Annotated in this window: 19 protein-coding genes and 1 pseudogene; 5 read left to right on the plus strand and 15 right to left on the minus strand. The window is 38.2% G+C overall.

Annotation, left to right across the window (positions count from 1 at the left end; genetic code table 11):
- Nucleotides 1-94 precede the first annotated feature (94 nt).
- A complete protein-coding gene (gene pdxK, locus JOC83_RS14680; protein WP_205188136.1) occupies nucleotides 95-919 on the plus strand; it encodes a pyridoxine/pyridoxal/pyridoxamine kinase in 825 nt (274 codons plus the stop codon).
- Between the two features lie 32 nt (nucleotides 920-951).
- Here pdxK and JOC83_RS14685 read toward each other — a convergent pair whose 3' ends face one another.
- The 3 genes from JOC83_RS14685 to pgmB form a co-directional block, all read right to left on the minus strand.
- Nucleotides 952-1,818, minus strand: coding sequence for a Cof-type HAD-IIB family hydrolase (locus JOC83_RS14685; RefSeq protein WP_205188137.1), 867 nt, complete (start codon nucleotides 1,816-1,818; stop codon nucleotides 952-954).
- A gap of 232 nt (nucleotides 1,819-2,050) precedes the next feature.
- Nucleotides 2,051-2,440: a cupredoxin domain-containing protein gene (locus JOC83_RS14690; protein WP_205188138.1), complete on the minus strand. Its 390-nt coding sequence runs from the start codon at nucleotides 2,438-2,440 to the stop codon at nucleotides 2,051-2,053.
- Nucleotides 2,437-3,102, minus strand: coding sequence for a beta-phosphoglucomutase (gene pgmB, locus JOC83_RS14695; protein ID WP_205188139.1), 666 nt, complete (start codon nucleotides 3,100-3,102; stop codon nucleotides 2,437-2,439). Before pgmB ends, JOC83_RS14690 begins: the two co-directional genes overlap by 4 nt.
- Nucleotides 3,103-3,387: 285 nt before the next feature.
- Between pgmB and JOC83_RS14700 the strand changes: the two genes are divergently transcribed.
- Together JOC83_RS14700 and JOC83_RS14705 are read left to right on the plus strand one after the other, a co-directional pair.
- Nucleotides 3,388-5,025: a PTS transporter subunit IIBC gene (locus JOC83_RS14700; protein ID WP_205188140.1), complete on the plus strand. Its 1,638-nt coding sequence runs from the start codon at nucleotides 3,388-3,390 to the stop codon at nucleotides 5,023-5,025.
- 4 nt (nucleotides 5,026-5,029) lie between these two features.
- Nucleotides 5,030-5,821, plus strand: a complete 792-nt coding sequence (locus JOC83_RS14705; RefSeq protein WP_205188141.1) for an endonuclease/exonuclease/phosphatase family protein — start codon at nucleotides 5,030-5,032, stop codon at nucleotides 5,819-5,821.
- A 30-nt stretch (nucleotides 5,822-5,851) separates the two neighbouring features.
- On the opposite strand, the gene JOC83_RS14710 is transcribed toward JOC83_RS14705, so the two are convergent.
- The 9 genes and pseudogenes from JOC83_RS14710 to pulA form a co-directional block, all read right to left on the minus strand.
- A complete protein-coding gene (locus JOC83_RS14710) occupies nucleotides 5,852-6,943 on the minus strand; it encodes a PRK06851 family protein (RefSeq protein WP_205188142.1) in 1,092 nt (363 codons plus the stop codon).
- A 143-nt stretch (nucleotides 6,944-7,086) separates the two neighbouring features.
- Nucleotides 7,087-8,775: a DUF6583 family protein gene (locus JOC83_RS14715; protein ID WP_205188143.1), complete on the minus strand. Its 1,689-nt coding sequence runs from the start codon at nucleotides 8,773-8,775 to the stop codon at nucleotides 7,087-7,089.
- A 164-nt stretch (nucleotides 8,776-8,939) separates the two neighbouring features.
- Nucleotides 8,940-9,572, minus strand: coding sequence for a response regulator (locus JOC83_RS14720; protein WP_205188144.1), 633 nt, complete (start codon nucleotides 9,570-9,572; stop codon nucleotides 8,940-8,942).
- Nucleotides 9,565-10,611, minus strand: a complete 1,047-nt coding sequence (locus tag JOC83_RS14725; RefSeq protein ID WP_205188145.1) for a sensor histidine kinase — start codon at nucleotides 10,609-10,611, stop codon at nucleotides 9,565-9,567. The genes JOC83_RS14720 and JOC83_RS14725 overlap by 8 nt, the downstream gene beginning before the upstream one ends.
- Nucleotides 10,608-11,333 (minus strand): cell wall-active antibiotics response protein LiaF, encoded by a 726-nt coding sequence (liaF, locus tag JOC83_RS14730; protein WP_205188146.1) that lies wholly within the window; start codon nucleotides 11,331-11,333, stop codon nucleotides 10,608-10,610. Before liaF ends, JOC83_RS14725 begins: the two co-directional genes overlap by 4 nt.
- Nucleotides 11,334-11,424: 91 nt before the next feature.
- Nucleotides 11,425-12,072, minus strand: coding sequence for a PspA/IM30 family protein (locus JOC83_RS14735; RefSeq protein WP_205188147.1), 648 nt, complete (start codon nucleotides 12,070-12,072; stop codon nucleotides 11,425-11,427).
- Between the two features lie 15 nt (nucleotides 12,073-12,087).
- Nucleotides 12,088-12,435 (minus strand): lmo0954 family membrane protein, encoded by a 348-nt coding sequence (locus JOC83_RS14740; RefSeq protein ID WP_205188148.1) that lies wholly within the window; start codon nucleotides 12,433-12,435, stop codon nucleotides 12,088-12,090.
- A 179-nt stretch (nucleotides 12,436-12,614) separates the two neighbouring features.
- Nucleotides 12,615-13,196, minus strand: coding sequence for an S-layer homology domain-containing protein (locus JOC83_RS20055; RefSeq protein WP_338038931.1), 582 nt, complete (start codon nucleotides 13,194-13,196; stop codon nucleotides 12,615-12,617).
- A pseudogene (pulA, locus tag JOC83_RS14745) lies at nucleotides 13,188-16,028 on the minus strand (type I pullulanase); the annotation flags it as partial. The gene JOC83_RS20055 and the pseudogene pulA, both read right to left, overlap by 9 nt.
- 249 nt (nucleotides 16,029-16,277) lie before the next feature.
- On the opposite strand from pulA, the gene JOC83_RS14750 reads away from it, so the two are divergent.
- The gene (locus JOC83_RS14750) at nucleotides 16,278-17,585 is read left to right on the plus strand and encodes a purine-cytosine permease family protein (protein ID WP_205188150.1); all 1,308 of its coding nucleotides are present in this window, start codon (nucleotides 16,278-16,280) and stop codon (nucleotides 17,583-17,585) included.
- A 74-nt stretch (nucleotides 17,586-17,659) separates the two neighbouring features.
- Here JOC83_RS14750 and desB read toward each other — a convergent pair whose 3' ends face one another.
- From desB to JOC83_RS14765, 3 genes are all read right to left on the minus strand, one after another.
- A complete protein-coding gene (gene desB / locus JOC83_RS14755; RefSeq protein WP_205188151.1) occupies nucleotides 17,660-18,751 on the minus strand; it encodes a Delta(10) desaturase DesB in 1,092 nt (363 codons plus the stop codon).
- 304 nt (nucleotides 18,752-19,055) lie between these two features.
- Nucleotides 19,056-20,375 (minus strand): DEAD/DEAH box helicase, encoded by a 1,320-nt coding sequence (locus JOC83_RS14760; RefSeq protein WP_378913354.1) that lies wholly within the window; start codon nucleotides 20,373-20,375, stop codon nucleotides 19,056-19,058.
- Between the two features lie 70 nt (nucleotides 20,376-20,445).
- A complete protein-coding gene (locus JOC83_RS14765; protein WP_205188153.1) occupies nucleotides 20,446-21,642 on the minus strand; it encodes a class I SAM-dependent rRNA methyltransferase in 1,197 nt (398 codons plus the stop codon).
- 482 nt (nucleotides 21,643-22,124) lie between these two features.
- Between JOC83_RS14765 and JOC83_RS14770 the strand changes: the two genes are divergently transcribed.
- Nucleotides 22,125-23,618 (plus strand): peptide MFS transporter, encoded by a 1,494-nt coding sequence (locus tag JOC83_RS14770; RefSeq protein ID WP_205188154.1) that lies wholly within the window; start codon nucleotides 22,125-22,127, stop codon nucleotides 23,616-23,618.
- Nucleotides 23,619-23,677 lie beyond the last annotated feature (59 nt).

Genomic DNA, 23,677 nt, shown 5'->3' on the forward strand with positions numbered 1-23,677 from the left:
TCATGTTGACCTTACAAATTGCGAAATTAGCGATATAATAGAGAAAATAAATTGAGCTTCTATATAAAGAATAGAAGGATGAGGGGGATTTTTGATGACAATGCACAAAGCTTTAACAATTGCAGGCTCTGATAGCAGTGGTGGCGCTGGTATTCAAGCTGACTTAAAAACGTTCCAAGAGTTAGGTGTATACGGAATGACCGCATTGACAACGATTGTAACGATGGACCCTGAAAATAACTGGTCGCATGGTGTATTTCCACAAGCTGTTGAAACAGTTGAGCAGCAATTAAAAACGATTGTGCAAGGAGTGGGCGTAACTGCTTTAAAAACAGGGATGCTTGGCTCAGTTGAAATCATTGAATTAGCTGCAAAAACCATCGATGACCATCACTTAACAAATATTGTTGTAGACCCTGTTATGATTTGTAAAGGTGAAGATGAAGTGTTACACCCTGAAACAATGGTGAGCTTACGTGATGTTCTTGTTCCAAAAGCAACGGTTGTCACACCTAACCTGTTTGAAGCTGGTCAACTAAGTGGATTAGGTCCTATTAAAACGATTGAGCAAATGAAAGAAGCGGCAGTCAAAATTTATGAGTCAGGGGCAAAATACGTCCTTATTAAAGGCGGAAACAAATTAGCTCATGAAAAAGCAATTGATTTACTATACGATGGACAAACATTCGAGATTTTAGAATCTGATCGCATTGAAACAACGTATACACACGGTGCAGGCTGCACATATTCGGCTGCTATTACAGCTGAACTAGCAAAAGGAAAAGACGTAAAAGAAGCCATTCAAACGGCTAAAGCCTTCATTACAGAAGCAATTCGCCATTCGTTCCCATTAAATCAATACGTGGGTCCGACAAATCATGGTGCTTACCGTCGTCAAAAAGAAGCAGTACACGCATAAAAAAGAAGCGTCTGAAAAAGGACGCTTCTTTTTTATGCCATTTGCTTTGAAAGAACGGCTAGAATTGCTTGAGCCACACCATCTTCATCATTCGTTCCAGTTACTTCATCACTATAAATTTTCACGCCATCCGGTGCATTCCCCATCGCAATGGCTTTTCCTGCTTTTTTAAACATAGATACATCGTTGTAATTATCACCAATGGCTACGGTATCTTTAAGGTCGATGTTACGCTCCTTTACAAACTCAGCAAGCGCCATTCCTTTTTGTGCACGTAAATCGTTGACTTCAATGTTTTCTTTACCAGAAGAGCTAACTGCAATTCCTTCAAAGGTTGCTAAATCAGACTTTGCTTTCTCTAATTTTTCTTCATCAAAAGAGAAAGCCAGAAGTTTATAAATCGAGATGTTCTGATCGTCATAAAGAACATCATACGTATCAACAAGGGTGACATTTCCTTTTTCGAAACGCTCTTTTGCTCCTTCTAGTAGCTTTTCATAATCATTTTTTAAGCTTGCGCTCATGTAAATATCCATGACAACGGCTAACGCTTTATCGTAATCATTCGAATACGTTCCTTTGTTCGTGTACACTTCAAAATATAAATCATAATGCTGAAAGATTTCTTGCACAGATTTAATATGAGTCGTATCAAGACTGATTGAAGAAAGCCTGTCCCCTTTAGGATTTCGAACTTCAGATCCATTCACACAAATAATATGTGTATCAATCCCTGCTTCTTGAAGGACATACTTTGCTTCTTCATAGGACCGCCCTGTTGCAATGACCACTTCAATTCCTGCTTGTTGTGCCGCTCTAATCGCATCCGCATTTTCTTTACTTACCACTTGTTCACTGTTGACCAATGTTCCATCCATGTCAATGGCAATACACTTCATGTTGCTTGACACCTTCCTTTTATGTGAGTCCTTGTTGTCCATTTTATCGTAACCAATGAAAGTTGACCTTATATGTGCTTTATGTAAAAAGCTTGTTTACTTTCTAACTATAAGAGATTGTTTATTATCTTTATCATCACTGATGCGAAACATACTCTTTTCACTTCATAAAAAAACAGTCGTCTTCAAAGGTATGAACATTCATTCCTCTCTTTGGAGACAACTGCTACATTTATTCAACAATGACCTTAAATGTCATCATGCCATGACCTGTTCCACATAGTACACTACATTGACCTTCATACTCACCTTTTTGTGCTACAACAAATTCTGTCGTTTCATTGTCCTCCGCCTTTACATTAAGCCCTGGAATCCAAAGGCCATGAGGAGCACCCTCTTCACTTTTAAGTGTGAGTTTGACTGTATCTCCTTCATTCACCGTCAGTTCCTCTGGTTCAAATTTGAAGTCCTCAGGCTGACTACCTGTTTTCCCAACCACAGTGACTTCTTTTACTTCACCAGTCGGTGTTGCTGATGATTGATTGTTCTCTTCTTTACTCGCATCATTGCTACAGCCAACAATAAAAATGGCTATTATCAGTCCCATCATCCACTTTTTCATCTACCTATTCTCCTCTCATTAAATCGCTTCCTTATTTCTTCTAAATGGAGCTCTTCTGTACTTTTCACATGCCAATCAGCTGCTTCCATCTCTTCATGAGTACCAACACCGATTGAAAACATGTTCGTTTGTAAAATTGCTCTTAATCCGGCTTCACCGTCTTCAATTGCTACACATTGCGCTGGATCTACACCTAAGTATTGAGCAGCTGCAAGGAAAATTTCTGGATCTGGCTTTCCTCGTCTCACTTTCTGAACATCTACAATATGCGCAAAGAAAGGTGCAAGACCTAGCTTATCCACTACTTGCTTTGCATTTGAACTTGAAGAAGCAATTGCTACTTTTATACCTTCTTGCTTTAACTGTTTTAATAAAGGTAAAATACCAGGAAGAACATCAGCGCTTGTTAGCTGTTGAATAGACGCTTGATAAAATTCATTTTTCTTATCACCAAGCTTCTGTTTGTCTTCATCTGTAAAAAAACGATTGCTTTTACTTACTAAAGCATCAATGGTTTTCCGGCGACTCATACCTTGAAGTTGCTGATTCCATTTTCGTGTAAACGAAACACCTATTTCATCTGCTATCCGTTTATTCGCTAAGTAATAAAAGTCAACCGTATCCGCAATCACTCCATCTAAATCAAAAATAATTGCTTGCATGCGTTTCCCCCACTTTCATCAAGTATAGTGTAGCATACTCATTCTTTAAAAAGCTTTGATGAAGATGCCGAGTATCCAGCTTTTCTCCTACGCTCTAAAAAGAAAAAATAAAAAAATAGTAAAATAGCAAACAATTCTATTGCATTATGTAAGCACTTTTATTACAATAGGTCTATGCAAACGGTTGCACTATGTTGCACAACATTTTGCACCTAAGTGACGCTTAATTAAACGATTCTTTTTAAAAATAATGAAAACCCATACATAGGGGAGGGAGCTAACATCATGAAAAAATTCTTTTCATTTGATTTTTGGCAAAAATTCGGAAAAGCCTTATTAGTAGTAGTAGCAGTTATGCCAGCAGCAGGGATTATGATCTCTCTTGGTAAATTAGTTGCCATGACAGGTGGAGACATCGCATTATTGCAAACGATTGCACGAGTGATGGAAGACATCGGTTGGGGTGTTATTACAAACCTTCATATTTTATTCGCAGTAGCCATTGGGGGCTCTTGGGCGAAAGAACGTGCGGGTGGTGCTTTCGCAGCACTTATCGCATTCATCTTAATTAACCGTATTACAGGTGCTATCTTCGGTGTAAACAGCGGCATGCTTTCTGATTCTGAAGCAACTGTTACATCACTATTTGGTCAAGAGTTAGTCGTAACTGATTACTTTACATCTGTATTAGGTGCACCAGCTTTAAATATGGGTGTATTTGTTGGGATTATCTCTGGTTTCTTAGGTGCTAACTTATTTAACAAGTATTACAACTATGATAAATTACCAGATGCTCTTTCATTCTTCAACGGTAAACGTTTCGTTCCGTTCGTTGTTATTGGTGGCTCGATTGTAACCGCTATTATTATGTCGTTAGTATGGCCGTTCATCCAAGGCTTACTAAATAGCTTTGGTGAGTGGATTGCAACATCTCGTAACACAGCGCCAATCATTGCGCCATTTATTTTCGGTGCATTAGAGCGTTTATTATTACCTTTTGGTTTACATCATATGTTAACGGTTCCGATGAACTATACAGAGCTTGGTGGAACATATCAAATCCTTACAGGTTCTGGTGCAGGCTCAACAGTAGCTGGACAAGATCCATTATGGTTAGCTTGGATTGCAGACTTAAACAGCTTCCTAGCAGCTGGTGACACGGCTAGCTACAACCAATTATTAAACGATGTAACACCTGCTCGTTTTAAAGTAGGTCAAATGATTTTATCTTGTGCTTCATTAATCGGTATCGCGTATGCTATGTACCGTAATGTAGACAAAGAAAAGCGTGCAAAATATAAATCAATGTTCTTCTCAGCTGGATTAGCTGTATTCTTAACAGGTGTAACAGAGCCAATTGAATTCATGTTCATGTTTGCTGCTCCAGTATTATATGTGGTCTATGCAGTAATGACTGGTTTAGCATTCGCAGTGGTTGATTTAGTCGATATTCGCGTTCACGCGTTCGGTGTGATTGAGTTGTTAACTCGTACACCAATGATCGTAAAAGCTGGATTATGGTTAGATTTCGTCAACTTTATTATCGCTTGTCTTGTGTTCTTTGGATTAAACTTTGCTGTTGCAAACTTTATGATTAAAAAGTTCAACTTCCCTACTCCAGGTCGTAACGGTAACTACATTGAAGACGAAGGTGGAGCTGAAGGTTCTAGCTCTGTCAAAGAAGGTTCACTTGCTCCAACTATTGTTGCTTTATTAGGTGGAAGCGAAAATATTCAAGACGTTGATGCGTGTATGACTCGCTTACGTGTAACAGTAAAAGATGCTTCAGCAGTTGCAAGTGAAGCAGATTGGAAGAAAAACGGTGCATTAGGTTTAATTGTAAAAGACCAAGGTGTACAAGCAATCTACGGTCCAAAAGCGGATGTTCTAAAGTCAGATATTCAGGACTTGTTAGGAGCGTAATGAAATGAAACTTTTAACACTCAATTGTCACTCATGGCAAGAAGAGAATCAGCTAGAGAAAATTCAATCTCTAGCTGAGACAATTAAAGAAAAAGCATATGATGTCATTGCTCTTCAAGAAGTTAGTCAGCTAATTGAAAAGCCTGTTGTCTATGACAATGTAAAAGAAGGCAACTATGCGCTTGTGTTGATAGAGGAACTAAAAAAGCTTGGAGTAGACGATTATTCTCTTATTTGGGATTTTGCTCACATCGGATATGATATTTATGAAGAAGGTCTTGCGGTGTTAACGAAGCATCCTCTCATTGAAAGTCATTCCTTCTTCATTTCACAGAGCAAAGATACGGATTTCTGGAAAACACGTCGAATTGTTGGAGCGACGGTTGCTCATAACGACCAGGAAATCTCTTTCTATTCTTGTCATCTTGGCTGGTGGAACGATGATGAAGAACCATTTAAAGAACAAATCGATGCGCTTTTGGCTCACGTTCCAAAAGATAAACCATTTTTCTTAATGGGTGACTTTAATAATAATGCTTTTATCCGAAACGAAGGCTATGATTACCTCATGAGTCAGAACGTCTATGACACATATGAGCTAGCTGAAGAAAAAGATAGAGGAATTACGGTTAAAGGTAAAATTGCTGGGTGGGATCAAAATCAGCAGGATTTACGTATTGACTTGATTTTATCAAGTGAGGAAGTGGCCGTGGCAACGTCGGCCGTCATCTTTAACGGTACAAACAAGCCTATTGTATCTGATCACTTTGGTGTAGAAGTTGAAATTAAGAGATAAAAAAGAACGGCCGTCGATGGCCGTTCTTTTTTATGTCGTCCACTTTGTGATTTCTCTTGCTACTTGCTCTTTAATCTCATCAACTTTAGTAAAGTCCATTGCCTCGATATAGTAATTTTCTAATTGATCATGATGTGCTTTTGCTTGTGCTAAACAAGCGATAGCTTCTTTCATTTTAGTGGAATATCTCGATGCGACATCTTTGAGCTCTGCTTCATACTTCTCATCTGTTCCAAAAGTAATAATGGTTCCGTACATATCAACAATTTCATCAGAATTATGTTCCGGGAAATATTCATGCGGAGCTGTACTATCAAAGATAGCGAAGCCAAGCTCTCTAACAATAACCATATCTAAGCTGTTAGGATCAAAGCCACAATGATACACTTCTACATCAAAGCCTCGTTGCTCCGCGGCCGCCGCGAGCTTTTTAAGCATGGTAGACTTTCCAGAGCCAGGACGACCTTTAATCAGATAGCGTTTCGCTAGTCCTTCTGTTAAATTTGGTACAAAGTCAACGGCCCCTTTTGGCGTGGCTGCACCTAGGAAGCGGTGGCGGACATCGGCCTTTTTGCGTAGCTCTTTTCCTTGAAATAAAGATGAAATCAATCTATCTGTAAGCTCATTTGCTTTTTGAAAGTCCATGTTTTGAATGTAAAAACGCTCCCATTCATCATGAATACGCAAAGCTTCTTCAAAATGACTATACGCCGCTTGAAATGATTGTTCAATCTTAGTTGTTACTTCCACAATCTTTTCTTTTTGACTCGTTAATAAATCCGTATTCCAAGCAACTCCCAAATGAACATATTCCTCGATTGCGCCAGGTGCTTTTGGTTCAATGACATGCGGAGAGGTTCCATCGACGATACCTACTTTTAATGAAGGGATAATGACGCCATCAATAGAGCCGTTATCTGATGCACAGTGAATGAATTCAATATCAAAACCTTTCTCATTCCACTCTTCACCAATCTGTTTCATTAACGTTGATTTCCCTGTACCCGGGCCACCTTTTAAAATAAATAAACGATCTAATCCTTGTAGATTCGATTCAAATAAGCTATAAAACCCTCTAGCCGTGTTACCCGCTGCATAGTAGTTTTTCACTTTACCAGCCATCATAATCCTCCCTTATTTGAAAGAAAGTGTGTCACATGGTCTAACATATGTAAACGCAACCAAATGGGTGATTACCTAAAATGATGACAAACGAAAAAAAGCTGTATCAAATAAAAGTCTTTTGACACAGCTTTTTCTCATTATTAATAGTATTTATTGCTCAATTCTTGCATAAGAGATTGAATACGGTACGCTGCATGCTCTTGTACAGCATACACATCTTCTTCCGTCATCTCTAACACATTGATTGCACTGTTTGCGTTCATAGATGGAATGGTTACTTTCTCTTTTAGTTCCGTCTTAGAGTCTATATTTAAGAAAAGAGTTGCAGATTCGAAACCATCTTCTACGTTCAACTCCACATCAAAGACATGATCCGCACGTTCTTTTTCGAGGTCAATGTCTTGCTTTTGCGTAAGCGTTCCACTCATAGATGGAATGTCCTCATCTGCTTGTAAAGAGAATTCGCGTTCAACCTCACCGGAATTCTTAAATGTTGAATCTACTGTCAGTCCAATATTTGTTGGTGTTTGTCCTTTTTCCTCTAGTAAAAGGTTTAGTTTACGCTTCTCTATCCGGTTTTCTTTTTGTTCTGTCATTGTATTTGTTGATTCAAAAGAGAGGAAAGAATCTGATTGTCCTTTTGAACCTACTTCAAACTTAAATAATTTGTCTGTTTTGTTATCATCAATCGGTACATTTTTTGTTTTAACTGCAAATTCGACTACTTCTTTACTTTCGATACGATCTTTTGGTTGAACAGCTAGTTGAAGAGTACGATCCACTACAACATTATCTTTTGTGACTAGTAGCGTAGAGGTAAAGCCTTTAGGGTATTTCGCTTTCTCCACATCTTGTTTCATCTCTTTTAAGCCTTTTTCAATTTCTTTCTGCGCCACTTTAGGGTTTGTATAATCCTTTTCTATTTGAGCTTGTGTATTCACCGATGAAGCTTTTGCCATACTTACCGCGCGCTTCGTTAAAATATCAATTAGCTTCTCATCTTCGCTCATATGACTCACTAGATTAGTTAGGATTTGCTTTGTTTCTTCTGGAGACATGGCTAACGTTACTTTTGTTAGCTTCATTTCTTCCCCTTCATGTTTATATGCAATTCCTTTTTCTTTTGTAAAATACTCTTCTTTCAACTGCTCCATTAGGAATGTGCTGTAATGTTCTTTTAAATGTTTTTGCTCTGCTTCGGTTAACTTCAAGTCTTTCCACTCAAAGTAATCAATTTCTAACGTTTCAGGTCCTACGTAGTACGGGTCAAACATGCGCATAAATTGTCCGTAATCCTTGGTATTTAAATAAAAATAATCATCATAAATCAACGGAATTTTCACGCCTGCTTGAGTATCGGAATAAAACATGTCAAACCCTACTTTTGTTCCTTGTGCATTTAACATGATACTACCAGCACTAGCTTTCGCTTTTGGATCTTGCTCTGTTTTAATTGTAATGGCCGTTTCTTTTAAGATGCGTTGCAACATCTCTAAATTCGGGTCTCCTTGCGCCATTGACATATCAACATTTCCACTGATTTTCATGTCTGTACTTGATGGCTTTTCAAGTGTTTTTTCTTGAAATTCCATTTGATTTCCATATTTCTTCTCTAGCTCTGTTGACAGCTGTTTATATGCATTATACTCGGAAAGTAAATAGATATCTTTTGCAGACTTGCTAAAGAAAACACCAAAGGTAACAGACGCACCGATTAGCACAAAAATAAGAGCTGCTGCTACAATCCATTTCACCGGAACACGTTTTGGGGTTTGTTCCGCTTCAATCGTAGCACCAGCTTCTGTTCTTGATTTGTATTGATCATTCACTATATATCGCTCCTCTTTCATTTTATGTACCTTGTTCATAATAGGGAAGCGACTTACTTATTTCTACTGTTTCGACAAAAGAAGACATTTATTGGTTATTTGGCACGAGGGGTTTAGACTTATCTGTTGAACGTTATATAGGTATAAGGATTCGATTATTTTCTTTATTTAACCAACTCATGCTTAAACGCATAAATAACCGCTTGCGTGCGATCTTGAACTTCTAACTTACTTAAAATGTTACTTACATGGGTCTTCACGGTTTTTAATGCGATAAACAGCTCATCTGCAATTTCTTGATTGGTTTTACCTTGTGCAATTAATAATAAAATTTCCATCTCGCGTGTCGTGAGCTGATCATGAAGAAATGACACTGGCTTTTGGCGCATTTTCATCATCATTTTTCCCGTCACTTCTGGCTCTAAAACAAATTGTCCTTCGTAAGTAGATCGAATTGCATTGGCAATTTCACTCGCTTTGGATGTTTTCAGCATGTAACTGACAGCTCCAGCTTCTAAGGCCGGATATACTTTTTCATCATCAAGAAAGCTCGTCACAATAATCACTTTTGCTTCTGGCCAGCTTTCAACAATTTTCGTTGTCGCTTCAATACCATCCATTCCGTCCATAACCAAGTCCATTAAGATAATGTCTGGCTTTAATGTTAAAGCTAATTCAATCGCATCTTGACCATTTGACGCTTCCCCTACTACCTCAATGTCTGACTGAGCTGATAAATACGAAGATACACCTATCCTAACCATCTCATGATCATCGACAAATAGTACTTTAATCAATTCCTTCACCCTCTTTGTTCATCACTGGTACTTTTACTTCTAATCTTGTTCCTTTCTCTTTTAAACTAACAATTTTCATGACTCCACCAATTTCAATTGCTCGTTCATACATGTTTTGCAACCCATACGATCCAGCTTTTTGTGTTTCTACATCAAATCCTTTCCCATCATCTACAACTCGTAAGATAATCAGGTCATCTCGTTGAATAAGCAGAACGTCTAAACTGGAAGCTTTAGCATGTCGAAGCGTATTCGAAACGGACTCTTGAAGAATGCGGAATAAATGATCTTCCACACCTTTATCTAATGAGATATGCTCGACTTTCCACGTAATGTCCATCGGCACCTTTTGCGATAATTCAATTAACAGCTCTTTCATGCCTTCTTGCAACGACTTTCCTTTTAATGCAACAGGACGCAAATGCAATAACAAAGCTCTCATCTCTAATTGCGATTGATTAATCATCTCTTCAACCATCTTTAGTTGCTTCGTTTCTGCCGCATTTGTCTCTTCCCTTGTTTCAGTAATAGCTGACATTAACATGGAAGCGGCAAAAAGCTGCTGACTCACAGAATCATGTAACTCCCGTGCTAGTCGATTTCGTTCCTGTGATACAATCTCTTGAATACGCTTTTCTTGATTCTCCACTTTTTCATTCGCCATTTTTTGAGATATTTTGGTCTGTTCGTTCATTTGCTTTCGAATTTTATCGATACGATCGGTAATGGCTGCTATCTCTTGTAGCATGGCTCCATCTTTAATCAAACTGCTCTTTCCTTGTTCAACTTCATAGAGCGTATCCGATACGACTCGTAACTGTTTACGCCAAACAATTCCGGTAATAATCCCCGCTAACAAACCTATTGTTAAGCTCACACTAAGCGCAAAGACACTAAATGGAACATCTAGTACTTCAAGCTCCCATAAGAGACGCCAGTCTGATAATGGAAAGACCGTAAAGAAAATCATCATTAAGGTAAAAAACTGCAACAACGATAAAGAAATTCCCCATAGAAGTTGACGTTGGACGGCACTCATATTCGCTTCACCTCTAAATCACCTGTCATCATCGATGTCACAATTTTTACTTTTTGTGTCGCCTTTTCATAGTGAGGCGTTTGAAACGAAATGTTTTGATTAAAGAATTTTAAGGGCTCTTGTTCAAAGATTTTCACATGGCCAGCAATCGCTGAATGGCTAATCGCTACTTCTACTTCATAAGGCACGAGAATCTGAACATTTCCAATAAAGTGGCGCGTCACAATGACTGCCTCTCCTTTTGGAAGAACCGTATAACTTAAATCAATGACAGTATCACCAACACCGGTCTGGATGTTAATATCATTCCACTCATAGACGTGTTCATCTGTTTTTTGACGTTCAAACAACGTATTTCGAAATAAAGGCTCCTTTTTAAGTAAGGGACCTTCCATTGAAAGAGGCTCTTTGAGAATGGGCTTTATGTGAACAGGCTCACGCTTAGCCTGAATAAACTTCAAAACAAGGTGGATAAGAATGGCTAAGAGAAAAAACTTAAACGTCATCATATTTAAAATATGAAAAATAAAACCAATGATTCCAATCCAAAACAACAGCTTTCCTGATTGCTTCGGAAGGCGTTTACGACCGATATAAATACAACCAGCTGCAACAAGAAGCGAAAAGATGAGGCCTCCATTAAAAAAAGAAAGCTCTAATAAAAGCAACATAATACCCATGATTAAAATCCAATTTAGATAATCTGTCTTTTTCGTATTCATTGATCTTGCCTCCCTTCTTCATTGGTTGCTGGATTAGATGCTGAAAAAGACGCAGAAGTCCACGTCTTTTTTAGCATACCATGTTTTGTATTTATGAAATAGAAGATCCATCTTTGTTTTTTACATCTTTTTCTAAATGAGCGATACGGCTATCAATTGTACTGCGATGGTAATCACGATTCACTTGATGTTCAAGACGATCAATGTAGGTTTCCATTTCTTGAAAGCGTGAATATGATTTCATTGTATATGCACTGTTATCCAATACTTGGTTCATGCGATGATGCGCACGTGCAATATTTTCACGTCCCATTAATTCCATACGCTTAATATGCATATCCTTTAACTTGTGCTTCATTTCTTCATATTTTCTCTCAAGCTCATCTAATTGATGAGAAGCGTTCGTAAGTGCTTCTTGCAGATGTCTTGCGCGCTCTTCGTATTGCAATTGCTCTTGTACCGCGAAATGGTGAAGGTCTTTTTCATCAGCTTTTTCTGCCACACCTGCTTGATACTTGCGCTTTTCTATCATCTCTTTTGCATGATGATACTCACGTGTAAACTCTTCTTTTAACAAATGTTGACGCTCAACGAGTTTGCGTACTTTTTCCGTTTCTTGTTCACATTGACGTAAATAATGATTAAGCGCACTTAATGGATTTTTTTGCTCTTTCTGATCTAGTAATTGATGCAAATCTGACGTAATTGAATCTTTCATACGTGTAAATAAGTTACTCATTTTATTCGCTCCTTTTTATCGCTTTTGATTTAGTTGAGACCATTCTTTTTCAAAGCTCATAAACGGGTCTTTTGTTTCTATCACAACATCTTCTGATTCATTCCATTTTTTATAGATAACATATAGAATATAAGCTGCAATAACCCCGATAACCGCTGGAATATTGGAGATGGAAGCTGTGACAACGAGTAAACCAATTCCACCCCATACGACTTTTTTGAATGTCGTATCTGCTTTGACGAACTCTTTAAAGACAAAGTATAGAATCGCTAAGCTAATCGCTAGTGCAATCATCGGACCTAAATTTGTTAGTAAAACAATCGCTGCTACAGCTCCTAAAATAAACAAACCAAACTTCTTCATGTTCATTTCCTCCTTTCGTTTCTCTATAACTTTATTCTATCTGTAAACGAAAAAGCTCATAACGAGCCTGAGCTTGATTTTCAACTAAGACCTGAGACGTAGCTGATACTACGCACAAAAAAAGCTGTCCCATTTGGCATCTTATCAATGCTAAACAGAACAGCTTTTCATATGGTTATTTACTTAATGTGCTGTAACGATTCAATTAACACTTTTGCCGATTGTGCTCTTGTTAGGTGCTGCCTTGGGGCAAATTCGCCATTTGCTTTACCCGTAATAACTCCTAATTCTTTTAATGTGCCAACGGCCTCTCTTGCATAAGGAGAAATGTTCTCATAATCCTTGAACGATTGATAATTACCCGTTGGAGCCTGTATGTTTAAGTGCTCATAAAGCCTTGTGATGATTAACGCCATTTGTTCACGTGAAATAGGCTGATGAGGTTGAAATGCGCCATGATTTCCTTTTACAAGACCTATTTCTGCCGCTTTTAAAATGTAAGGCGTATAGTATTCTCCTTTTTTTACATCTTTAAATGTTGCTTGATATGTGTGCTCTTCTAAATGTAGCGCACGTCCAATCATTGTAACAAATTGACCTCGTGTAACAGACTTACTTGGATGAAATTTAGTCTGTGTCACACCTGTTGTCATGCCTTTATCTACTAGCTCCTGAATGTACGTTTTTGCCCACTCATAGCCAACAGGTACATCGTTAAAAGGGAACTTCTCCTGAGTTGGATCTACTTTTCCTTCTAGCACAAATGTGCTAAGAGCTGGTACTTTTACACGATTACCCTTTATTTTTTGAATCACTTTTGTACCTGCCACTTTTCCATTTACAAGTAAAGACCAATCTCCCTTGCCAGGAAGCGTCATGTCTATTTCGTTTTGATTTGCATTATGAATCACCACAAGCTGCTTTGTTGGGTTCTTCTTTGCTGGATCTGTTAATGTATAAGCGACAGCATTGTTCGGTGCTTTCACAAATGCTAAGTTTTGTTTGATTTCTTCTGCTGTTGCCATACGGAAGGCAGGATATTGCTTACGTAACTCAATTAAGCCTTTCATGTATTCAACTTCTTGGTCAAATGCACCACGACGCGTCCAGTCTAATTGGTTCACTGCATCCGATGACTTGTAACTGTTATGGTCGCCACCTTTTGTCCGCATAAACTCTTGACCTGCATGAATGAATGACATACCTTGTGATGTTAAAATCATTGAAGAAGCTAATTTATGCATCTGCTTGCGCTCTTGCTCGCTTGCTTTTGGATTTGTTAAGAACAATTTATCCCAAAGTGTGTGGTTGTCATGCGCTTCTACGTACGTTACCACTTGCTCAGGATCTTTATACGTAGCTGTTGAAGCATCGTAATCAATGCCACCTGCTACACTTTTCTTCATGATGTCTTCTAGCCCTTGCTTTCCATTTACGAAGCCACTATCATCATCATAAAACACGCTGCCTTTTAAGCCATCACGAATCGCATCGTTAAAGTGAGCTACTCCTGGCATTTGACCTGCATTTTTTTGATTGGCTTTTTGATCAGCAGGAAGTGGGGTATTAAGGTCCCATCCTTCTCCAAGAACGATAATACTTGGATCAATTTTATTTAATGCGTCACGAACCTCATTCATTGTTTGCACATCATGAATTCCCATTAAGTCAAAGCGGAATCCATCTAGATTGTATTCCTTTGCCCAATATGTCACAGAATCCACAATGAATTTTCTCATCATGTTACGCTCTGAAGCAGTGTCATTTCCAACACCTGTTCCGTTTGCCAGCGTTCCATCTGCGTTATAGCGGAAGTAGTAGCCTGGCACAAGCTGGTTAAAGTTTGATTCGTTTACTGCGTACATATGGTTATACACGACATCCATAATGACACGTAAATCATTTTTATGAAGAGACTGCACCATCTGTTTCATTTCGTTAATACGTACTTTCGGTTCGTAAGGATTCGTTGAATACGAACCTTCTGGTGCATTGTAGTTCTTCGGATCATAGCCCCAGTTATATTGAGGTTGATCTAATTTCGTCTCATCAACCGTTCGATAATCGTAAATAGGGATGAACTGAACGTGTGTAGCACCTACATCCTTCATATGGTCTAAGCCTGTTTTGGCTCCACCTGGACCTCTTGTTCCTTCTTCTGTTACACCTAAAAACTTACCTTTGTTTTTAATTCCACTTTCCGGATGCATGGATAAATCACGAACGTGTAGCTCATAGATAATGGCATCCTCTGGCTTTTGTAAAGCAGGCTTTTTAGACGGCCATTTACTTGGATTTGTTGTGTTTAAATCAACAACTGCTCCTTTGTCACCATTGACTGTGACAGCACGCGCATATGGATCGACGGCTTCGTTCCATTTGTCTCCAATTTTGACCTTGTACGTGTAAATAAGACCGTCTTGATCACCGTTTCGTTCAGCCGTCCACGTACCTTTTTCTGCTTTTTTCATTGCCACTTCTGTTCCTGTGGAATCATCCCATTTTTTATAGGTCACAAGCTTCGCTTCACTCGCTGTTGGAGCCCACAAACGGAATGTGGTTTTTTCTTTCGTATACGTATTTCCTAAGTCGCTTCCTTGATAATAAAACAGCTCGTCAAACTCTTTTGAACGGACAGCTTCTCCTACTTCAACGGTTGCACTGCCAAAAAGCTCTTTGGAAATCGTGTAAGATTTCGTTAAATCTAATGCATCTTCTGTCACAATGCGTACTTTATTCGTTGTCTCGTCTTTTTCATTAAATGAAACCACTTCTTTGATGGTAGCTCCCTCTAATGTAATTCCTGCATTGTTTTCTTCTTTTACTGAAAATGGAACATTCGTCTCAAACGTAATTTCATTCATTTTATCAATCGCTGCACGAACGATTTTTGGGTTGCGGTCGATGTTACTTGGATCATAAAAGACACGTTCCATTCCTTGTGCAATCCAAATTTCAGCGGAACCATCTTTATTAAATTTTGTCACGTATCGATCGTTAAATTCTTTATTTGCCCAGTCATTGCCTTCTACACTTTGACGGACAATAAATCCAACTTTCTTAATGCCTTCTGGATTTGATAATTCGACGGTTGCTACTTTTCCAAACTCATCTTCTCCTGTAAATGTAACAGCTTGTCCATCCTTTCCTTCTGGCCACGCCCACACGTTCCACCCGTCATAACGTTGATCATAACGAGAATAGTGAATCGTTAGCTTCACCTTTTCATAAGAAGGAAATTCACGATATTCGCCATCAGGCGGCTCTGTATAAGTCGCTTCGTCTCCACCTTTTATCCATACTTCCCCTTCACCGTTTTGGATGTCAATCCAACGGTCTTCTCCATCTTTTTCCCATGTATCTGTACGGACAATAAATCCAACGCGCTTTACATCTCCTGGCACTTCAATTTCAGCATACTTGCCAAACGCATCTTCTCCCGTAAACTCATAGGCTTTTCCATCTCCACCTTCAGGCCATACCCATAAGTTCCAATCCTTTTTATTGTCAGGTGTTTCTTGATAATGAATCGTTACTTTTGTTGTATTTGCAAACGTTTGCATTGGAAAGCTCGAAAAAATTGATGCAATCATTGCAAAAATCGTTACTATAGCAAACCACCGCTTTGCTCTCACTTTACTCCATCCCCTTTTTAATCTAGTAAAGAATAAATCTATTATACAAAATATGGAAAAGCTTGCACAACATAATTGTTTGAATATTTTACAATTAAAGTCAAAAGTCCTACATCGGAACGAACAAAAAAAGGACGAAAAATTCTCTATTTATTTCATGACAGCAAGCTATAATTGAACTATGAATGTATAAGAAGGAGAACTTCAATGAATACAACGATTGAAAAGAAACAATTTAAAATTGAGCGTTATGGGCTAGAGGCTGTTCCAAAAGAGCTACGCCAGACAAAATGGTATGAGTATGCTAGTTTACAAGCAGCGTTCGCGGTAAATGCGGGTAACTTTCTTGTTCCTGCTTTCGCCGTTTTACAAGGTGGCCTTTCCATCACTGCAGCCATTATCTCAACAACAATCGGAGCTGCACTTGCTTTTTTACTTGTTTCTTTTTTATCTATTCCAGGTGCACAGCACGGTATCCCCGCTCAATATGCAATGCGATCCATATTAGGAGTTCAAGGGGCTCAGTGGATTTCTTCTCCTATTCGCTCTCTTACATCCTTATATTGGTTTAGTGTACAAGTAATTGGAGGAGCTTACGTTATACAAGAGGTTGTATTAAGCTCGTTTCGTATTCACATTCCTTTCCCAGCAATTACGTTGGTTCTAAGTAGTCTAATGATTGTTCTATCGCTTATAGGATTTGATGCGGTAAAGAGCGTGACAAAGAAGCTTTTTCCTGTTCTCTTTATTGGGCAAACCGTGATGCTTGTGCTATTTATACGTTCCGAACCAATCGTCTCCACTTCTCAAACGACAGACACCTCTTCATCATTTTTTACTATGATTTTTTTTGCTAGTTTAGCATTTATGCAATACGTATCAGGTGTAAGTGCCTCTTCGGATATGACTCGATACGCTAAATCAATCAAACATGGTTTTTATGGTGTTCTCATTGGAAACGTATGGGGCTTTTTTGTGACCGCCATCTTAGGTGCGTTTAGCGCTGGCCTTTTTCAACATGTAAATCCTTATGTAGCCGCGATGTCTTTAACAAATTCTAAATGGGTCATTTTCTTTATTTTACTGTGCACTCTTCTATCTATGATTTCTATTAATTTAAGTAATGCCTACACAGGTGGACTTAGCTTATTGAATAGCTTTCCGGCGCTAGGCAGGGTAAAGGCTTCCCTCCTATTTGGAGCGTTTGCTCTTATGTTAAGCATGCTTCCACAACTTGTGAATGAAGCAAAGACTTATATTGCGTTATTAGGAGCGTTTATTGTCCCTCTTTCAAGCGTGATTGTTGCTGACTTTTTGTTGATTAAAAAAATGCGGTTTCGTGCAGCTTTTTCAAAAGAACAACATCGCTTTCATATACCAGCTCTTGTTCACCTACTCGCTGGTGTGATTGTTTATTTCCTTATTCCTGAAGCATTTTCTCCAGGCTTTATTACGTTTCTTTTTGTATTCATCAGTTACGGTGTCTTCCATCCATTTTTAACAAAAGCGAACTAATCAACAAAACCCCCCTGCGCTTCATTTCAACAGAAGCGTCAGGAGGGTTTATTTGTACAAGTAAGGACGTTGCACTACATCGTTTTTTTCTTTTTCGATAACGAAACTTTTTCTTTTAATTCTCCTACACGGTGCTTAATATGATCTGCGTCTAAACCATTCCCTAAAGAGCCGTACATTTTATTTTGATAGGGATCGACTAATTCACTTCCTTGGTAATACACACGTGGTGTTTTCCAAAGAGCAATCATCGCTTTTACGAACGTCATCTCATGATAGCGATCAGGCCACATACGCTTAATATGCTGCTTCACTAACGGATAATATTTAGGGTTCATTCCAGGGAACAAATGATGTTCTGTATGATAGGAAAAATTAAAGTGTAACACATCTACCCACTTCGGAACCGTAACCGTTAAGCAGTTTGCTAATGGATCATTAACAGGTACTAACGGATTTAGACGGTGATTGGTTGCGATATATGACATGACAATAAAGTTTGCAATTAACAATGGTAATAAAAAGGCGAAAAACCATTTGGCTGGACCCATAATCACTAACAACGTCACCCATGTTGCCCACGGAAGAACAAGTTGAAGCCAAACCTCTGGACGCTTATTCGGCTTAAATTCACTAATATAAAGCTTGAACATTTTTAGTGAATGGAGTGAAAATGAAATCGCTAAAAAGCAAAAGCCTGCAAATGCACGAAATGAATGTGGAATTTGATACACCCAACGCAAGAAACGACTTCTGGCAATTTTATCAACTGTTGGCCAAGCATCTGGATCTTTGTCTTCATCTTGCGTATGAATATGGTGATTCATGTTGTGCCACTTTCTCCAAAGTCTTGGTCCTACACTTAATGGGAAAAAGGAAACTGCTCCTAAAAAGTCACGAAGCCACGCTTTTCTTACAACCGTACCATGTAAAATTTCATGACCTAAAAATCCCATCGCAGCAAAGCTAGAGCCTAAAATCACCGATACACCAAGGCTAATCCATGGATTTAAGTCTAGTAAGCCAATTGTTAAAAAGCCCGCAATCACAATAAGAAGATAAGCGAGACCACCAAAAAGACGAGTAGGGACAGGTTTAAAAGCCTTTTTAGGAAGATGCGGAGACACTCTCGCTGCATACCACCCAAATGTTTTTAATTCTTTCATCGTGTTTGGCTCCTTTCATTTTTCAACTATCCTTATTTTGTCAGTAACTACTACATTCATTCATGTTGCTAAAAATGAAGAAACCACCTACTTCGTCACTTCAGATTCTCCTTATGCGTTGTTTAAACCAAATAGCAACATCATGATTTGTCTTAAAAATCTGTTTTTTACAATTACACTCATCCTATCAGTATATTTTCATACTTGTCAACAAATTTTATTACTTGGTACTAACTATAGGTTATATTTCCTAGTGTAAACTATTTATATTATCACTCACACACCCATAAAAAAAAGGCTTCCATTAAGGATGCCTTTTAGTACGAGATTGTGTCGTTTTTTTTGTATTCGAGCGTTTACGATTGGATTGTGATGCAAAACGACCTTGCTTCTTTGCAGCAGTATGAGAAGTTTGAGCACCACCTGTGCGTTTTTTCTTATTATCATGTCTCTTTTCCTTGCCGCCTTGCTCTTCTTGTCCAGAAGTAGATGAAGCAGGTTCTAGCTCAATCTTCTTTCGTTTAATGGTTTGATTAATTCCTTTTTCAATCATTTGTAAGTAATTTCGATCTTTTGCAGCGACAAACGTAACGGCTACTCCATCTCCACCTGCACGTCCTGTACGGCCAATACGGTGAATATAACTTTCAACATCCTCTGGAATGTCGTAGTTAAACACATGAGTGACACCTTCTACATCTAATCCACGAGCCGCTACATCGGTTGCAACTAAAAATTGAATATCTGCTTTACGGAACCGCTCCATGACTTTTTCACGCTTATTTTGTGATAAATCACCATGTAGTTCATCAGAGTTATAGCCATGTTGCTTTAATGCCTCTTGTAGCTTGCTCACCCTTCTTTTTGTTCGGCAAAAGATAACCGCTAAAAACGGGCGATATGCATCTAACACATGAAACAGCGTGGCTTGCTTCGCACGATCTGTTGTTTCAATGACAGACTGCTTAATATCTGTTAGTGTGATTTGAGCACTTTTTACTTTCACTCTCTCAGGTTTATTCATATAGACCTTCGCTAGGCGCTGCACTTCATCTGGCATGGTTGCAGAAAAGAGCATGGTTTGCCTGTTCACGCTTGTTGCTTTAATGATGTCTTCTACTTCATGTAAAAAGCCGATGTGAAGCATTTGATCAGCTTCATCTAATACAAGTTGAGTGACGGTTGAAAGGTCGAGTGTTCTTCGTCTCATATGATCGAGAATTCTTCCAGGTGTCCCAATCACAAGATGAACACCTCCACTTAACTTATTAATTTGTCGCTCCACGTCCTGTCCACCATACACAGCGAGCACATTCACTTCTGGCTTGTGACGAAGCACCTTTTTAACTTCATTCGTAATTTGTAACGCAAGCTCCCTTGTTGGTGCTACGATTAATCCTTGAACGCCTTTTGTTTCTGGTTCAATAGCTTGAATAAGCGGTAATGCAAAAGCAAATGTTTTCCCTGTGCCTGTTTGTGCCTGGGCAATTACATCTTTTCCTTCAAGTAATAACGGTATAGCCGCTTCTTGTACAGCAGTTGGCTGAGCAATTCCATTTTCTCGTAACGCTGAACTTAACTCTTTTTCAATTCCTAAACTTAAAAAATCTTGCAAGTACGACACCTCTTTTTTTTTAGTAAATCTATTTATACGTATTTTAATGACAAACTCTAATCTAGCCATTTTCTACGGATTAGCCAATTTTCTTAATAAACACTACTTTTAAATAGTCGCCTTCTTTGAACTCTTTAATGGTCTTGAAATCCTCTGGTAATGAGAATTCTTCCATTAGTTGATAGTCCATATTCATTTCCTTAAAGGCATCTTTAATAAACCCCTTAAACTTCTTCATCCCGAATGAACTGCAATTTGTTGAAGCAACAATTGTCCCGTTGTCTTCTGTAATGGCAATGGCTTCTTTTAGTAAGTTTTTATAATCCTTCGATGCACTAAATGTGTGCTTTTTTGATCTTGCAAAGCTTGGTGGATCAAGGATAACGGTATCAAATTTTAGTTCTTTTTTTACCGCATACTTAAAATACTTAAATACATCTTCAACGATAATATCTTGCGCTTCAAAATCAATGTCATTAATACTAAACTGCTCAATCGTTCGATTTAGGCTTCGATTGGCTAAATCAACACTCGTTGTCTTTGTTGCGCCACCTAAAGCAGCAAAGATCGAAAAAGCACCTGTATATGAAAATGTATTTAATACACTTTTTCCGTTTGAGTATTTTTCCATAATCGTTTTACGCACATGTCGTTGATCTAAAAAGACACCCACCATGGCCCCTTCATTCAAATAAATCGCAAAGCGAACACCATTTTCTTTTACGATGATTGGAAACTCTCCTCTTTTTCCCACCACGAACTCATCATCTTCAATGTATTTACCATCTCGATCAAAACGTTTCTTTTCATAAATTGCCTTAAACTCTACAACTTCTTTTAAGGCTTCAATAATAAGAGGTTGAAACGTATAGATTCCTTTGCTGTACCAATTAATCAAATAGTACCCATCAAAATAATCAATCGTAAAACCACCAATTCCGTCTCCTTCACCGTTGAATACACGAAAAGCTGTCGTCTCTTTATCTTCATAAAAAGAACGTCTTTCCTGTATAGCCGCTGTCAATTTACGCTTAAAAAACGCTTGATTCAAGGATTCATGTTCATTTTGACTAATAATCCAACCGTACCCTTTGTTCTGTCTCCCATAGTATCCTTTTCCGATAAAATTCTTTTTCTCATCTACTAGCTTTATGATCGTTCCTTCTACTTTTAAATCTCGGCTATTTGTAATCGCTTCTTGATGGATAAGTGGATATCCACCTTTATACTTGCTGCTAAATTTACTGTTCACTTGTAATACGACTTCTGAACTCATGCATTTCATCCTATCTACTTTTTTTCATCTATATTATATATAGTACCGAACAAACTGTTATCTAAACTTCCTTCATTTCCCCTTAAATGGTTCACATAAGCGAATGACATCTGAGACGGTAGCCGCTTATGTCTAGAAAGGTGGACCTGACAATCTTTACAGAACGTAATTCTCTCCAGATGAATGGATATAGATGTGTCTTCTAACTATAACAGAAATAGCATGTAACTGCTTTAACCGCTTTTTATACAAAATGTATAAACATCTATCACTTTTTTACCCATCTCAATGAAAATGCATGAAGGAAATTCAAGATTATAACCTCACTTCTACCTATTAATTTTACTATTTTAGTAAATCTTCCAAATCGTTAGATGTATATAGAAAATCTATAATTATACTTCTATGTAAATATATTTAAAATTTTTTTGACAATTCTAGTAACCAAAAGTATTATATTAGAAGAATAAGGAGGGTAACTGATGTCAGATTTAAATAAACAGAAAATTGTGTCAAGTGTTCCTCAAAAAGGATTTTTTGGCCATCCTAAAGGACTCTTTACACTTTTCTTCACAGAGTTTTGGGAGCGCTTCTCCTATTATGGAATGAGAGCAATCCTTGTTTTCTATATGTATTACGAAGTATCAGAAGGTGGATTAGGACTTGATGAAAACACTGCTCTTGCTATCATGTCCATTTACGGTTCACTTGTCTATATGTCTGGAATTATCGGTGGTTGGTTAGCGGATCGTATTTTTGGAACATCAAGAGCGATTTTTTACGGTGGAATTTTAATCATGCTTGGTCATATTGCTTTGGCGATACCAGGCAATATAGCTCTATTTTTCGTCTCGATGTTTCTGATCGTTATTGGTACAGGGCTACTAAAACCTAACGTTTCAAGCGTAGTAGGAGATATTTATAGCCCACAAGATAACCGTCGTGATGCAGGATTTAGTATCTTCTATATGGGGATTAACCTTGGAGGATTCCTTTCTCCATTAGTAGTCGGAACAGTTGGAACAAAAGTAAGCTTCCATTTAGGCTTTAGTATCGCTGCTGTTGGTATGCTATTAGGGTTACTTGTCTTTGTTTTTACGAAAAAGAAAAACCTTGGACTTGCAGGCACTTATGTACCTAACCCATTAGCACCTAATGAAAAGAAAAAAGTGTTTACACAAATAGGTGCTGGAGTAGCCGTGCTCGCTATTTTATTAGCGGTTACGATTCCAACAGGCATTTTAACATTAAACGTATTTGTTGGTCTTGTTGGTATTTTAGGTATTTTAATTCCAACGCTTTATTTTACAGTCATGTATCGCAGTCCTAAAACAACAGATGTAGAGCGTTCACGCTTAATTGCATACATTCCGCTCTTTATCGCTTCTGTTATGTTCTGGGCAATTCAAGAGCAAGGTTCTACCATCTTAGCTAGCTATGCAGATAAGCGTACACAGTTAGAATTTGCAGGACTATCCATTTCACCTGCTTGGTTTCAATCATTGAATCCATTATTTATCATCATGCTCGCACCTGTATTCGCATGGTTTTGGGTAAAGCTTGGCGACCGTCAGCCATCTGTTCCTAAGAAGTTTTCATTCGCTCTTTTATTTGCTGGTTTATCATTCTTAGTCATTTTATTACCTGCATACTTTGGAGGCAGCGATTCACTTGTTAATCCATTGTGGCTTGTTCTGAGCTATTTCATTGTTGTACTTGGAGAGCTATGTTTATCTCCAGTCGGTCTATCAGCTACAACAAAGTTAGCTCCTGCAGCTTTTTCAGCACAAACAATGAGCCTATGGTTCTTATCAAGTGCAGCAGCTCAGGCAATCAATGCTCAACTTGTTAAATTCTATAGTGTAGAAAATGAAATGCTATACTTTGGTACAATTGGAGGAGCTGCAATTGTTCTTAGTATCATCCTCTTTGCATTATCACCAAAGATTCAAGTGTTCATGAAAGGTGTAAGATAATTACATCTTCCTTTAAAATAAAAGACCCTGATTCTCACATCCTATGAGTCTATAGGAGT

Origin of the sequence: Priestia iocasae, from assembly GCF_016909075.1 — a bacterium.
GTDB classification, from domain to species: Bacteria; Bacillota; Bacilli; order Bacillales; family Bacillaceae_H; genus Priestia; species Priestia iocasae.

Bases quoted from the DNA above. Each gene is read 5' to 3' on its own strand.
- JOC83_RS14725 (WP_205188145.1), bottom strand. From the start codon at position 10,611: ATGAGTGCCGTCCAACGTCAACTTCTATGGGGAATTTCTTTATCGTTG.
- liaF (WP_205188146.1), bottom strand. From the start codon at position 11,333: ATGAATACGAAAAAGACAGATTATCTAAATTGGATTTTAATCATGGGT.
- JOC83_RS14770 (WP_205188154.1), top strand. From the start codon at position 22,125: ATGTCAGATTTAAATAAACAGAAAATTGTGTCAAGTGTTCCTCAAAAA.
- pdxK (WP_205188136.1), top strand. From the start codon at position 95: ATGACAATGCACAAAGCTTTAACAATTGCAGGCTCTGATAGCAGTGGT.
- JOC83_RS14740 (WP_205188148.1), bottom strand. From the start codon at position 12,435: ATGAAGAAGTTTGGTTTGTTTATTTTAGGAGCTGTAGCAGCGATTGTT.
- JOC83_RS14685 (WP_205188137.1), bottom strand. From the start codon at position 1,818: ATGAAGTGTATTGCCATTGACATGGATGGAACATTGGTCAACAGTGAA.
- desB (WP_205188151.1), bottom strand. From the start codon at position 18,751: ATGAAAGAATTAAAAACATTTGGGTGGTATGCAGCGAGAGTGTCTCCG.
- JOC83_RS14750 (WP_205188150.1), top strand. From the start codon at position 16,278: ATGAATACAACGATTGAAAAGAAACAATTTAAAATTGAGCGTTATGGG.
- JOC83_RS14690 (WP_205188138.1), bottom strand. From the start codon at position 2,440: ATGAAAAAGTGGATGATGGGACTGATAATAGCCATTTTTATTGTTGGC.
- JOC83_RS14705 (WP_205188141.1), top strand. From the start codon at position 5,030: ATGAAACTTTTAACACTCAATTGTCACTCATGGCAAGAAGAGAATCAG.
- JOC83_RS14710 (WP_205188142.1), bottom strand. From the start codon at position 6,943: ATGGCTGGTAAAGTGAAAAACTACTATGCAGCGGGTAACACGGCTAGA.
- JOC83_RS14765 (WP_205188153.1), bottom strand. From the start codon at position 21,642: ATGAGTTCAGAAGTCGTATTACAAGTGAACAGTAAATTTAGCAGCAAG.
- pgmB (WP_205188139.1), bottom strand. From the start codon at position 3,102: ATGCAAGCAATTATTTTTGATTTAGATGGAGTGATTGCGGATACGGTT.
- JOC83_RS14700 (WP_205188140.1), top strand. From the start codon at position 3,388: ATGAAAAAATTCTTTTCATTTGATTTTTGGCAAAAATTCGGAAAAGCC.
- JOC83_RS14735 (WP_205188147.1), bottom strand. From the start codon at position 12,072: ATGAGTAACTTATTTACACGTATGAAAGATTCAATTACGTCAGATTTG.